The organism is Streptomyces sp. NPDC050704, assembly GCF_040654355.1.
Classification (GTDB): domain Bacteria; phylum Actinomycetota; class Actinomycetes; order Streptomycetales; family Streptomycetaceae; genus Streptomyces.
Genome location: NZ_JBFAHW010000086.1, coordinates 32,348 through 44,712 on the forward strand (window position 1 = coordinate 32,348; position 12,365 = coordinate 44,712).

Here is a 12,365-nt window from a genome sequence, read left to right on the forward strand (position 1 = left end):
AGGCTGTACCGCCCTATGACCTCCTTCCTCCCCGCGCCCGCCTGGCTGGCCGACGCCGTCTTCTACCAGATCTATCCGCAGTCGTTCGCGGACTCGAACGGCGACGGCATCGGCGACTTCAACGGCATCGCCGAACATCTGGACCATCTGGCCTGGCTCGGGGTGAACACGGTCTGGCTCAACCCGTGCTTCGCCTCGCCGTTCGGCGACGCCGGGTACGACGTCGCCGACTATCTGACCGTCGCCCCACGCTACGGCTCCAACGAGGACCTGGCGAAGCTCGTCGACCACGCGGGCCGCCGCGGCATCCGCGTACTCCTCGATCTGGTCGCCGGTCACACCTCCGACGAGCACCCGTGGTTCAAGGCCTCGGCGAACGACCCGAACGACCACCGCTACATCTGGACGTCGGAGGGTGCGGAGGGCCACCCGGACCGCTTCGTGGCCTCGCCCGGCAGCCGGCCGGGCGCGTATCTGCCGAACTTCTTCGCCTTCCAACCCGCCCTCAACTTCGGCTACGCACGCGAGAATCCGGCCGAGCCGTGGCGTCAGCCGGTGGACGCGGAGGGCCCGCGCGCCAACCGCGAGGCCCTGCGCACGATCATGGACCACTGGCTGCGGCTCGGTCTGTCGGGCTTCCGCGTCGACATGGCCGCGTCGCTCGTCAAGGACGACCCGGACAAGGCCGAGACGAGCAGGCTCTGGACGGAGCTGCGGCACTGGCTGGACCGTGCGCACCCGGACGCGGTGCTGCTCTCGGAGTGGGGTGATCCGGAGGTCTCCGTCCCGGCGGGCTTCCACACGGACTTCTTCCTCCAGTTCGGCGGCCCCACCGACGGCCTCCCGCTGCGCTCGTTGTGGAGCAACGGCACCGGCACGGTCAATCTCGCATGGGACCCGCTCGACTGCTTCTTCGACCCGAGCGGCAAGGGCTCGCCGCGCCCGTTCGTCGAAGCCTGGCAGCGCGCTTCCTCGGCGCTCGGCAGCAGCGGCTTCATCTCCCTGCCCACCGCCAACCACGACTTCTCCCGCCTCAACTGCGGGCCCCGCACGGCCGAACAGCTCCCGGCCGCGTTCGCCTTCCAGCTCACCTGGCCCACCCTGCCCGCCATCTACTACGGCGACGAGATCGGCATGCGCTTCGTCCCGGACCTGCCCGACACCGAGGGCAGCGTGCTCGGGCCCCGCTACAACCGCGCCGGCTCCCGCACCCCCATGCAGTGGGACGAGGGCCCGAACGCCGGTTTCTCCGCGTCCGACCACCCCTACCTCCCGGTCGATCCCGCCCCCGACCGGCCCACCGTCGCCGCCCAGCGCGCCGACGACACGTCCCTCCTCCATCTCGTCCGCCGCCTCATCACCCTCCGCACGACGACCCCGGAGCTCGGTTCGAGCGGCTCGGTGGAGGTCCTGCACGCCGGATACCCGTTCGTGTACGTACGCGGCGGGCGGTATCTCGTAGTCGTCAATCCCCAGCAGGGTCAAGCGAGTTGCTCCCTGGACGGCATCCGGCCCGGCTCGCCCCTGGAGGTTTCAGGTGTCGAGAGCGGCGGAAGTGACGGACGTACGGTCACGGCCCAGGGCTTCGGGTACGGGATCTTCGAGCTGAGCCCGTGAGCCCGTGAGCGCGTGGAGCCCGCCGGACGCGGGGCGGCGGCGAGCAGTGCCTCGGATCCGGTGGCGACCGTGGCTCAGCCCCCCAGCCGGAGACCCGCGAGCCAGATGTCGGGCGAGGTCGACTCCCGGCGCTCGGGCGTGTCCGTCGGGCCGGGACCGGGCCTCGCGGCGGCCGACGCCTCGGCTGTGCCGGCCTTCGGCCGTCTGCGGAGCGCGAACGGCAGCGCGAGCGGCGGGGCGAGTGCCTTCCTGGGGCGCGGTGCGGGAACGGTGGCGGTCATGGGGACCTCCCATGTCGTAGGGGTACTTCCACCCCACCGACGAACCGTTCCTACGCCGATCGACACTCCGCGAGCCGCTTCTCCAGAAAACGCCGCTCGGCCTCGTTCTCCACCAGCTCCAGCGCCTTTCCGTACGCCTCGGCCGCTTCCTCCGTACGTCCCGTCCGCCGCAGGAGATCCGCGCGGGTGGCGGGCAGCAGGTGGTAGCCCGCCAGGTCTCCTTCCTTCTCCAGCTCCGCCACCAGGGCCAGCCCCGTCTCGGGGCCTTCGGCCATGCCGAGGGCCACCGCGCGGTTCAGCCGCACCACGGCGGACGGCACGAAGCGCGCCAGCTCTCCGTAGAGCGCGGCGACATCGGCCCAGTCCGTCTCCTCGGCCGTGGCGACGGTGGTGTGGCAGGCGGCGATGGCGGCCTGGATCTGGTACGGGCCGGGGCGGCCGCGGCGCAGCGCGGTCTCCAGCAGGGCGGCGCCCTCGTCGGCCTCGGCCCTGTCCCACGCCGTGCGGTCCTGGTCCTCCAGCGTGACCAGCTCTCCCGCGGCATCCACGCGCGTGTTCCGCCGGGCGTCGTGCAGCAGCAGAAGCGCGAGCAGGCCCAGTACCTCGGGTTCGTCGGGCATGAGGCGGGCCAGGACGCGGGCGAGGCGGATGGCCTCCGCACTGAGGTTCGTCCGCATCAGATCGGCGCCGGATGTGGCGGCGTACCCCTCGTTGAAGAGCAGGTAGACCACGCCGAGGACGCCCGTGGTGCGTTCCGGCAGCAGATGCGCGGGCGGTACGCGATACGGGATACCGGCGTTGCGGATCTTCCGCTTGGCCCGGACCAGGCGCTGCGCCATCGTCGCCTCGGGCACCAGGAAGGCCCGGGCGATCTCCGGCGTGGTGAGGCCCGCGAGGGCCCGCAGGGTCAGTGCCACCCGGGCCTCGATGGGCAGCGCGGGGTGGCAGCAGGTGAAGATCAGCCGCAGCCGGTCGTCCCGCACCCCGCTTCCGTCGCCCTCGTCGTCGTATTCGGGGTCGTAGGGCCCCTCGTCCCGCGCCAGCACGGCCACCTCCCGCAGCTTCTGCGCCCCCACCGCCTGCCGGCGCAGCACGTCCAGAGCGCGGTTGCGCGCGGTCGTGGTCAGCCAGGCGCCGGGCCGGCGCGGCACTCCGTCGCGCCGCCACCGGTCCAGCGCCTGGGTGAAGGCGTCCTGCGCGCACTCCTCGGCGAGGTCCCAGTCGCCGGTCACCCGGATCAGGGTGGCGACGACCTGGCCCCATTCCTCGCGGAAGGCGGCGGCGACCGCCTTCTCCACCTCGTCCACGTCGGTCACTCCCAGACCGGCCGTACCTCCACCGAGCCGCCGCCCAGCGCGGCGGGGTGCCGCGAGGCGAGCGCGATGGCCTCGTCGAGGTCGGCGACCTCGATGATGTCGAAGCCCGCGATGTACTCCTTGGACTCGATGAACGGCCCGTCGCTCAGCAGGACTTCGTCGCCCTGGACGCGCACGGTGGTGGCGTCGGTTGCGGGCCGCAGCCGAGCGCCGCCCTTCACCACGCCGCTGCCGCGCACCTCGTCGATGTACGAGGTGAAGCCCGGATGCCCGGCGATCTCCTCGGGGCTGAGCTCCACGCCGCCGACAGGGGTGCAGATGAACATCACGTACTTCATGACCGGCCCTCCGTACTTTCGGCGGTTCCGGCGACTCCGGCGTCGAACGGCACCGAGGCGTGCTCGTGGACGATCAGCCACCGGTCGCCGAAGCAACGGTAGCCGGTGGTCGAGCGCACCGTGCTGTCGAGCGGCTGACCGTCGACACCCGTCGCGCGGATCCGGACGAGCGCGTGGCTGAACGCGATGCTCTCGTCCACCCGGACGCGGAATTCGAGCACCTCGCGCTCCACGGGCCCGGTCACGGTGGCGAACCACCACTCCTGGGCCTTCCTGAGGGCGCCGATCCCGCGCTGCTCCGGTCCGCTCATGGGATGGAACACCTCCACGTCCGGCGCGTAGCAGGCCATCCGCCGGTCGATGTCCCGCTCGCGGGCGGCCAGCGTCAGCTCGTCGTCAAGCCGACGGATCTCCCCCTCGGCCTCCTCGTCCTCCCCGAACGCCCGCACCTCCATGGCCCCGATGGTCGCCACGGGATGCTTCGCGGCCGCCTCGATCGCCTCCTCCATGCTGTCGCACTCAAGGATGTCGTACCCGGCGACGTACTCCTTCGTCTCCGCGAACGGCCCGTCGGTGCGCAGCACTTCGCCGCCGCGCACCCGTACGGTGACCGCCTCGGCGGGGTTCTGCAGCCGGTGGCCGTGCAGTCGTACGCCGCGCTGGGCGCTCAACTCCTCGACCCACGGCTCGACGGGTGCCATGCCGGAGGTGTCGGCGGTGTCGTCACCGCAGACCAGCAGCATGTACTTCATGTTTCCTCCCGGTGCTCATGTGGTCCGTGCACCCCACCGACGAACGGACCGGCGCCGGATCGACACATCCCCCATGATTGCTCCGGGCGAGGTGGCCGCCGTCACAGGAACGGGGTGCCCGGGTCGACGCCCGACAGGACGCGGCCGTAGATCTCCATGTTGGTGCCGGGATTGACGAAGGAGTGCAGGCACAGCGCGTGGATGTCGCGGGCGATGCGCTGCATGGGCACCTCCTGCCGGAGGGAGGAAGCGCCGGCCGCGGACGCGAGCAGGTCCACGGCTTCCTTGCAGAGACGGGTCAGATAGCCGCTCTCGGCACGGATCCGGGCCCGTTCCCTCGGGGTGTACGGGACTCCGTCGCGGGCCTTGGTCTCGATCTCGGCGGTCAGCCTGGCGGCCAGCAGCTCGGCGCTGGAGATCCTCAACTGCGCCTCGGCCGCCTGCAGATGGGTGACGGTCGCCTCGTTCTGCCGCTCGTAGAAGGTGTACGTGATGCCGCGCCGATGAATGAGTTCGCCGAACTCCGTCATCGCCGCCCGGGCCAGGCCCAGCGCCACCGGGGCCGCCCAGGCGCAGAACAGCAGCAGCACCGGCATCCGGTAGAAGGGGTCGTCCGCGTTGGCCTTCGACGGGAACCGTCCGTCGAGCAGTGGCCCGACCGGGAGCATGCGGTGTGCGGGGACGGGAATGTCCCGGGCCACGACGGTGTTGCTACCGGTACCGGCCAGGCCAGTGACATGCCAGTCGTCCAGGATCTCCAGCTCGGACATCGGGACTGCGGCCCACAGGATCTCCGGCGGCCCCTCCGGGGACTGCCCGTCGGCCGGGGTCACCACGGTCGTCAGCAGCTGCCAGTCGGCGTGGTGGCAGCCGGTCGCGAAGGCCGAGGAGCCGTTCACCAGATACCCGCCGTCGTACGGCACCGCCGTGGCGCCGGGGATCAGCGTGCCGCCGATCCTGGCGTCCGGACCGCCGGCGCCGGTGAAGAACTCGTCCTGCGTCTCGTCGGGGAAGAGCGCCGCGATGTACGAGACCCCCGCCTGACTCAGCGTCATCCACGCCGTCGAGGCACACTCGGCGGCGATCTCGGCGAACGCGTCGACCTGGGTGCGCAGCGGAGTCTGGTAACCGCCGTAGCGCCGGGGCACGTTCATGCGGTGGATCCCGGTGCCGGTCAGCGCGGCGGCGACCTCGTCCGGCACCCGCCGTTCACGCTCGGCGCGCAACGCGTTCTGCCGGATCAACGGCCGCAGTTCCCTTACGCGTTCGACGATCCCCCCGGTTTCGACCATGCCGACCACCGTCGCCCGGTGCGTCTTCGCTGTCAACGCCGTCAACGCTTCGGTATTCGGCCACCACCGGAAGGGTAGTGCTACAGTGCAATCAGCACTTGTGTACGCCCCGTCCTGGGCGCCGGTGCATGTTCTCTCTCCCGCAGCTGATCCGCTCGTGTCGTTCCCGACCGGCGAAGCAGCTTCCCGGCACCACCTCTCCTCGTGTACGGCCATGGGGCATTCCCGTTCGCCGTACACAACGTGCTCGACGTACGAGAGGTGCTGTCTCCGCCATGCCGGGGTGTGCCCATGCCGCCCCCGCTTCGGCCTCTCCCACCTTCTCTCATGACCCCATGACTTCGTCCGCGAAAGGACACCCACCATGACCACCACACTCGAACGCCCGGCGGCTCCCGTCACACAGGAGTCGGCCACCGGCGTACTCGACATCACCTCGAACGGGCAGGGCCACCTGCGGGCCGGGAGCCTGCTCCCCGGACCTGCCGATCTTCAGGTCTCCGCCGCGCTGATCCGCCGATACGGGCTGCGCAAGGGCGACCTCGTCGCAGGCGTACGCGGCCGGCAGCGCGCTCTCACCGAGGTGGAGCGGATCAACGGCCGCCCGGCCGACGAGCCGCGCCGCCGTCCGCACTTCCGTGACCTGACCCCACTGCATCCGCGCGAGCGGCTGCGGCTCGAACACCCGGCGGGCGGTCTGACCACCCGCGTCATCGACCTGGTCGCGCCGATCGGCAAGGGCCAGCGCGGCCTGATCGTCGCCCCGCCCAAGACCGGCAAGACGGTACTGCTTCAGCAACTGGCCGCCGCCGTCGCCGGCAACCACCCCGAGGCCCACCTGATGGTGGTGCTCCTCGACGAACGGCCCGAGGAGGTGACCGACATGCGCCGTTCCGTACGCGGCGAGGTGCTCGCCTCCACCTTCGACCAGTCCCCGAAGCAGCACATCGCGCTCGCCGAACTGGCCATCGAGCGCGCCAAGCGGCTCGTCGAGGCCGGTCAGGACGTCGTGATCCTCCTCGACTCGCTCACCCGGCTGTGCCGGGCGCACAACAACACGGCCGCCGCCGGTGGCCGCACCCTCAGCGGCGGCGTCGACGCGGCCTCGCTCCAGGGGCCCAAGCGGCTCTTCGGCGCCGCGCGCCTCGCCGAGGAGGGCGGTTCGCTGACCATCCTCGCCACGGCCCTGGTGGAGACCGGCTCCCGGGCCGACGACTTCTACTTCGAGGAGCTCAAGGGCACCGGCAACATGGAGCTCCGCCTGGACCGCACGCTCGCGTCCCGGCGGATCTACCCGGCCGTCGACATCACCCCGTCCGGCACCCGCCGCGAGGAACTCCTCATCCCGGCAGCCGAGTTGACGGCCGTACGAGGCCTGCGGCGCGCCCTGCTCTCCCGCGGGGACGGCCAGGCCGGGCTGGAGACCCTGCTGGACAGGATGCGGCAGACCCCGGACAACGCGACGTTCCTGCGACAGGTCCAGTCGACGGTGCCCGGCGGCAAGTAGACGCTGTCCCGCGAGTCACGCGGACAGGCCCACGGCCCCTGCTGATGCGGACGGGCCGACGATCGCCGCGGCTTCGGACACGCCCACGGCCACTGCGGCTTCGGACCGGCCCACGGGCGCCGCCGCTTCGGGCAAGCCTGCGACCGCTGCGGCATCCGGGTACTCGATGTCTCCGTTCGGCCCGGGCATCGCGGCTTGCGACCTGCACGTTCCTACGTTGGCCGTATGACCATCGGATTCTCATCCCGCGCGGCCGTCTCCTGCTCCGCCGCCTGCGTCGTCGGAGCGCTGGCCCTCGCACCGGCCCCGGTCGCCGCCCTCGCCGGAACGGACGCGGACACCGCGCGCTCAGGCACCGGCACGGACGCCACAGACACCGGGAGTCCGCCGAGCCCAGCGGTCCCGCAGCCGTCGGTGCTTGACCGGCCCGGGATCCACGTACGCCCGCGTCCCGGAGCCCCCAAGGTGCCCCAGAACGTCTCCGCCCGGTCATGGCTGGTGGCCGACGCCGACACCGGCGAGGTACTGGCGGCACGCAACGCGCACGTCAGGCTCCCGCCCGCCAGCACCCTCAAGACCCTTTTCGCGCTCACCGTGCTGCCGGTACTGCCGCCGGCCGTCCGGCACACCGCCACAAAGGACGAACTGGCGGGCGTCGGTGCCGGCAGCAGCCTGGTCGGAGTCACTGCAGGGCGCACCTACCGCGCGTCCGACCTGTGGCGTGGCGTCTTCCTGAACTCCGGCAACGACGCCGTCCGCGTGCTGGCCGAGATGAACGGCGGCTGGCGTACGACGGCCGCCCAGATGCAGGCCAAGGCCCAGTCCCTGGGCGCCCGCGACACGCGGGTCGTCTCGCCCGACGGCTACGACACGCCCGGCCAGGTGTCGTCCGCGTACGACCTGGCGGTCTTCGGGCGGGCCGGGCTGCGCAACGCGGACTTCGCACGGTACTGCGCCACCGTCCGGGCGAAGTTCCCGGCCAAGGGGGGTTCGTACGAGATCCAGAACACCAACCGCCTGCTGACCGGCGCCAGCGGGGTCAAGCCCTACCGGGGGCTCATCGGCGTCAAGAACGGCTACACCTCCCACGCGGGCAACACGCTCGTCGCCGCCGCGCGCCGGGACGGGCGCACCCTCGTCGTCACGGTGATGGACCCTCAGTCGGGCGGCGGATTCGCCGTGTACGAGGAGGCGCGTTCGCTGCTCGACTGGGGTTTCGGGGCCGCCGGGCGGGTCGACCCGGTGGGCTCACTCGCCCCGCCGCGCCCTGTACCGCAGGCGGGCCCGGCGGCGCTGCCCGCGGCCATCGCGGCCGATGCGGGCGCCACCGGTTCCGGTGGCTCCGACGGCTGGTTGTCGCAGGCGGGGGTGATCGCGGGCGCCGCCGGTCTGGGCGCGGGTGTCGTGGTCCTGGCGCTGCGGCTCCACGGCGGGCGGTTCACCCGCGGCTGACCGACGGGCAGGCCGAGCAGCAGACCGAGGGTGATCCACACGTACGCGTTGCTGCCGACGAAGCCGTCGATGCCCGACGCGTCGTCGAACCACAGCCACACCACGCTGCTGCACAGCAGCCCGTACGCGGCACCCGCGAGCCACCACAGCCGTCTGCGCCTGAGCCCCGCCTCGGCCAGGATCGCGAACGACGGCAGCAGCCAGACGAGGTGGTGCACCCAGGTGATGGGGCTGACGAGGCAGGCGGCGAGCCCGGTGAGCGCGAAGGCGCCGGGCAGGTCGTCGCCGACGAGGGCTCGGTGCGCGCGCCAGGCCCACACCGCCAGGACGGCCAGCGCCGCCAACGCCCAGGCTGCGTGGCTCGGTTCGGCCGGGGCGGCGAGCCGGGCCAGTACGCCTTGCAGCGACTGGTTGGAGACGTAGGCGAGGCGGCCGATACGGGTCGTGTCCCAGACCGCCTCCGTCCAGTAGAAGCGGGAGGCGTCCGGCGCCGCCCAGGCCGCGAGAGCGGTGGCGGCCGCGGCGACGGCCGTCGCGGTCGCGGCCGCGCGGGGGCGCCTGGCGAGCAGCAGGAGCACGATGAAGATCGCGGGCGTGAGTTTGATCGCGGCGGCGAGGCCGATGCCGACACCCGCCCAGCGGCTGCCGCCGCGGCCGCGGCTGTGGTCGGTGGACAGGAGCCGGGCGTCGATGAGTACGAGGGCCAGCAGCAGGAGGTTGACCTGGCCGAAGCTGAAGGTGTCGCGGACCGGTTCGAGGAGTGCGAGCAGGCAGACGGCCACGGCGAAGCCGAACCAGCCGTGTCGGCGGAGCCCGTACGGGGCCAGGACGTGCAGGACGAAGGCTGTCGCGGCGAGGTTGAGCAGCAGCCCGACGGCGATCGCGGCGGGCAGCCCGAGCAGCGCCATCGGCAGCATGCTGACCGCCGCGAACGGCGGATATGTGAAGCCGTACTCCGTTCCCGGCACCCGGTAGTCGTAGATGCGGCCGCCGTGGTGGATCCAGGCGTCGACGGCGCCGTGGTAGACGCGCAGGTCGAACCAGTCCCGCAGGAGTGGCACGGTCGCGGTGAAGACGGCCACGGTGGTGGCGAGGGCGAGCACGGTCAGCAGCCGGCCGCGGTCGGTGCGCGGGAGCCTCATGCCGTCCTCTCCAACTGCTCCAGCTTTTCCGGTCTCTCCAGGCCGGGCGCCGTCGACGTCTGGTGGGCCTGCCAGAGCACGACCAGCGCGAGCATTCCGCCCGACACCGCCAGCGCCAACTGCTCGGTGCTCGGCGGGCCTCCGCCGGGCAGGACGCCCAGCGCGAGGACCCCGGTCGCGGCGGCGACACCGTGCCGCACGGACGTGCTGGGCGCGGCCGCCGCGATGAGGAACAGTCCCCAGAGCGCGTACCAGGGCCGGATGGCGGGGCCCAGGACCGCCACCGTCGCCAGGCTGAGGCCCAGTGCGTAGACGGGGCTCGGCCGGGGACGCCGTAGCCATATGACGAGTACGGCGACGGCCGTGGCCGCGAGGCCGAGGGCGTGCCAGGCCGGCAGGGCGAAGGGGGCGAGATCGCTGCCCAGGTCCCGGAGGAGAGCACCGGTGGCACGGCCGAGGACGCTCGTGGGCGACCAGTTGTGCGGGGACACCGGCGTCTTCAGCGCGCTGACCCAGCCATATCCCGTACCGGCGGCGGCAGTTGCGGCGACGGTGGTGGCGAGGGCGGCGGCCGTGGTCGTCGCGAGCGCCTTCACCGTCCCCCGCCCCGCGCGCACTTGGAGCACCACGACGGCCGCGAGGCCCAGCGCCGCGGGGGCCTTGACCAGGGCGGCGAGCGTGACGAGCACGGCGCCCAGGACCGCCCACCGGCCGAGTGCGGCCACCAGGCCGGCGCCCAGCAGCCCGAGCATGATGGCGTCGTTGTGCGCTCCGGCGACGAGGTGCAGCAGCACGAGCGGGTTGAGCGCGCCGAGCCACAGCGCGGCGGCCGGATCGGCGCCGCTGTGCCGGGCCAGCCGGGGCAGCGCGGCCGCCATCAACGCCACGCCGAGCAGCGCGACGACCCGCATTCCGAACAGTCCGGCCGGTACCTCGCCCCGCGTCAGGCCGGACAGGGCGGAGGCGACGGCGAGGAAGACGGGGCCGTACGGTGTCGCGGTCTGCCGCCACACCGGCGCCACCTCGTCCGCGAGCGGGCCGCCGAGCATCGCGGGCCCGTGCGTGTACACGTCGATGTGCGCGTCGACCATCGCGCCCTGCGCCAGATAGCTGTAGACGTCCCGGCTGAACAGGGGTGGTGCGAGCAGCAGCGGTGCGGCCCACAGGGCGAGTACCACCAGCAGTGACCGGGGGCTGGGCGGCTCGGGCCGCCGGATCACCCGGCCCAGCAGGGCCCAGGCGGCGATGAGCAGCACGACCCCGAAGTACACGCCGACCAGTCCGAGTGCCGCCCGCGCGGACGCGGGAGCCAGCAACTCCCGTACGGGCAGGGCTCCGGCCGTCTCGCCGCCTGCCGCGAGTACGCCCGATCCGGCGAGCCCGAGCAGCTGACAGCGACGTAGATCGACGGTGAAACCCTTGGCCAACACTCGGGAAGCGTGTCAATGCGGGGTGGCCGGAAGGCGACGCACTTCTCTCGGAGCGGCAGCCGTGGTGTGTCCGGCGTCTTATGTCTCTGGAGCTCTCTAGAACACCGAAGAACTCTCTAGAACACCGACAGCCCGCTGAGGGTCGTGAAGCGGTCCAGGGCCGCCACGCCCGCCACCGAGTTGCCGCGCTCATCCAGGCCGGGGCTCCATACGCACAGCGTGCAGCGGCCGGGGACGACGGCGATGATGCCGCCGCCTACGCCGCTCTTGCCGGGCAGGCCCACGCGATAGGCGAAGTCGCCCGCCGCGTCGTACGTGCCGCAGGTGAGCATGATCGCGTTGATGTGTTTGGCCTGGCTCTGGGTCAGGAGGCGGGTGCCGTCGGCTCGGACGCCGTGCCGGGCGAGGAAGCCGGTGGCCAGGGCGAGGTCGGCGCAGGATGCCTCGACGGAGCACTGGCGGAAATACTGGTCGAGGAGGACCGGGACCGGGTTGTCGATGTTCCCGTACGACGCCATGAAGTGGCCGAGCGCGGCGTTGCGGTTGCCGTGGGCGGCCTCGGAGGCGGCGATGTCCTTGTTGATGGCGAGGTCGGCGTTGCCGCTCTCCGCGCGCAGGAAGTCGAGGAGGGTGCCTGCCGCGTCGCCGGTGTGGGTCTGGAGGCGGTCGGTGACGACGAGTGCGCCGGCGTTGATGAACGGGTTGCGGGGGATGCCGTTCTCGTACTCCAGCTGTACGAGTGAGTTGAAGGGGTTGCCGGAGGGTTCACGGCCGACGTGCTCCCACAGGGTGTCGCCCTCGCGTGCCAGGTCGAGGGCGAGGGTGAAGGCCTTGGTGATGGACTGGGCGGAGAACGGGTGGCGCCAGTCACCCACTCCGTAGACCGTGCCGTCCAGCTCCGCGACGGCCATGCCGAAACGGCGTGGGTCGCATGCCGCGAGGGCCGGGATGTAGTCGGCGGGGCGGCCGCGGCCTGGGGTGTTCTCGATTTCGGCGGCGATGCGGTTGAGGAGGGGCTGGAAGGTTGGGGGCGAGGTCATGATCACCATTCTGCCGGTGCCTCCGGCGGTTGGGCGGTTGTTCTGGTGCGGGTGCGTTGTGGCTGGTCGCGCAGTTCCTCGCGCCCCTGGGTGTGTGGGTGGGCGGTGCCGCGACGGGATATCCGATCGCCGCTCTGGGATATCCAGTCATGGCACGTTGCCGCGGCGATCGGACACCCCGACACGACCCCTCACGCC

The 12,365-nt window shown here is 72.0% G+C and carries 10 protein-coding genes and 1 pseudogene; 3 read left to right on the forward strand and 8 right to left on the reverse strand.

The annotated features are described in order from the left end of the window. Nucleotides 1-15 precede the first annotated feature (15 nt). Nucleotides 16-1,617 carry an alpha-amylase family glycosyl hydrolase gene (locus AB0I18_RS36780; RefSeq protein ID WP_363110042.1) on the forward strand — a complete coding sequence of 534 codons (1,602 nt, stop codon included), beginning with the start codon at nt 16-18 and terminating at the stop codon, nt 1,615-1,617. A gap of 74 nt (nt 1,618-1,691) precedes the next feature. Here AB0I18_RS36780 and AB0I18_RS36785 read toward each other — a convergent pair whose 3' ends face one another. The 5 genes from AB0I18_RS36785 to AB0I18_RS36805 all read right to left on the reverse strand — a co-directional run bounded on the left by AB0I18_RS36785 (nt 1,692) and on the right by AB0I18_RS36805 (nt 5,596). Then, on the reverse strand, nt 1,692-1,898 hold the full coding sequence (locus AB0I18_RS36785) for a hypothetical protein (protein ID WP_363110043.1): 207 nt from the start codon (nt 1,896-1,898) through the stop codon (nt 1,692-1,694). Between the two features lie 50 nt (nt 1,899-1,948). Then, nucleotides 1,949-3,214, reverse strand: coding sequence for an RNA polymerase sigma factor (locus AB0I18_RS36790; RefSeq protein WP_363110044.1), 1,266 nt, complete (start codon nt 3,212-3,214; stop codon nt 1,949-1,951). Beyond that, nucleotides 3,211-3,552, reverse strand: a complete 342-nt coding sequence (locus AB0I18_RS36795; RefSeq protein ID WP_363110045.1) for a YciI family protein — start codon at nt 3,550-3,552, stop codon at nt 3,211-3,213. Before AB0I18_RS36795 ends, AB0I18_RS36790 begins: the two co-directional genes overlap by 4 nt. Then, nucleotides 3,549-4,304: a nuclear transport factor 2 family protein gene (locus tag AB0I18_RS36800; RefSeq protein WP_363110046.1), complete on the reverse strand. Its 756-nt coding sequence runs from the start codon at nt 4,302-4,304 to the stop codon at nt 3,549-3,551. Before AB0I18_RS36800 ends, AB0I18_RS36795 begins: the two co-directional genes overlap by 4 nt. Nucleotides 4,305-4,405: 101 nt before the next feature. Further along, complete coding sequence (locus tag AB0I18_RS36805; RefSeq protein ID WP_363110047.1) at nt 4,406-5,596, reverse strand: flavin-dependent monooxygenase; 1,191 nt, start codon at nt 5,594-5,596, stop codon at nt 4,406-4,408. Between the two features lie 364 nt (nt 5,597-5,960). Between AB0I18_RS36805 and rho the strand changes: the two genes are divergently transcribed. Together rho and AB0I18_RS36815 are read left to right on the forward strand one after the other, a co-directional pair. Then, complete coding sequence (gene rho / locus AB0I18_RS36810; protein WP_363110048.1) at nt 5,961-7,103, forward strand: transcription termination factor Rho; 1,143 nt, start codon at nt 5,961-5,963, stop codon at nt 7,101-7,103. Nucleotides 7,104-7,328: 225 nt separating this feature from the next. After that, a pseudogene (locus tag AB0I18_RS36815) lies at nt 7,329-8,249 on the forward strand (serine hydrolase); the annotation flags it as partial. 11 nt (nt 8,250-8,260) lie between these two features. Here AB0I18_RS36815 and AB0I18_RS36820 read toward each other — a convergent pair. From AB0I18_RS36820 to AB0I18_RS36830, 3 genes are all read right to left on the reverse strand, one after another. Next, on the reverse strand, nt 8,261-9,697 hold the full coding sequence (locus AB0I18_RS36820; RefSeq protein ID WP_363110049.1) for a glycosyltransferase 87 family protein: 1,437 nt from the start codon (nt 9,695-9,697) through the stop codon (nt 8,261-8,263). Then, nucleotides 9,694-11,127 carry a polyprenol phosphomannose-dependent alpha 1,6 mannosyltransferase MptB gene (mptB, locus tag AB0I18_RS36825; protein ID WP_363110050.1) on the reverse strand — a complete coding sequence of 478 codons (1,434 nt, stop codon included), beginning with the start codon at nt 11,125-11,127 and terminating at the stop codon, nt 9,694-9,696. The genes AB0I18_RS36820 and mptB overlap by 4 nt, the downstream gene beginning before the upstream one ends. 116 nt (nt 11,128-11,243) lie before the next feature. Further along, nucleotides 11,244-12,176 carry a glutaminase gene (locus AB0I18_RS36830; protein WP_363110051.1) on the reverse strand — a complete coding sequence of 311 codons (933 nt, stop codon included), beginning with the start codon at nt 12,174-12,176 and terminating at the stop codon, nt 11,244-11,246. Between the last annotated feature and the right edge of the window lie 189 nt (nt 12,177-12,365).

What these genes read in the sequence shown, in the direction of transcription:
- AB0I18_RS36785 (WP_363110043.1), bottom strand. Translation starts at nt 1,898, where the DNA reads ATGACCGCCACCGTTCCCGCACCGCGCCCCAGGAAGGCACTCGCCCCG.
- AB0I18_RS36830 (WP_363110051.1), bottom strand. Translation starts at nt 12,176, where the DNA reads ATGGTGATCATGACCTCGCCCCCAACCTTCCAGCCCCTCCTCAACCGC.
- AB0I18_RS36795 (WP_363110045.1), bottom strand. Translation starts at nt 3,552, where the DNA reads ATGAAGTACGTGATGTTCATCTGCACCCCTGTCGGCGGCGTGGAGCTC.
- rho (WP_363110048.1), top strand. Translation starts at nt 5,961, where the DNA reads ATGACCACCACACTCGAACGCCCGGCGGCTCCCGTCACACAGGAGTCG.
- AB0I18_RS36805 (WP_363110047.1), bottom strand. Translation starts at nt 5,596, where the DNA reads ATGGTCGAAACCGGGGGGATCGTCGAACGCGTAAGGGAACTGCGGCCG.
- AB0I18_RS36800 (WP_363110046.1), bottom strand. Translation starts at nt 4,304, where the DNA reads ATGAAGTACATGCTGCTGGTCTGCGGTGACGACACCGCCGACACCTCC.
- AB0I18_RS36820 (WP_363110049.1), bottom strand. Translation starts at nt 9,697, where the DNA reads ATGAGGCTCCCGCGCACCGACCGCGGCCGGCTGCTGACCGTGCTCGCC.
- AB0I18_RS36780 (WP_363110042.1), top strand. Translation starts at nt 16, where the DNA reads ATGACCTCCTTCCTCCCCGCGCCCGCCTGGCTGGCCGACGCCGTCTTC.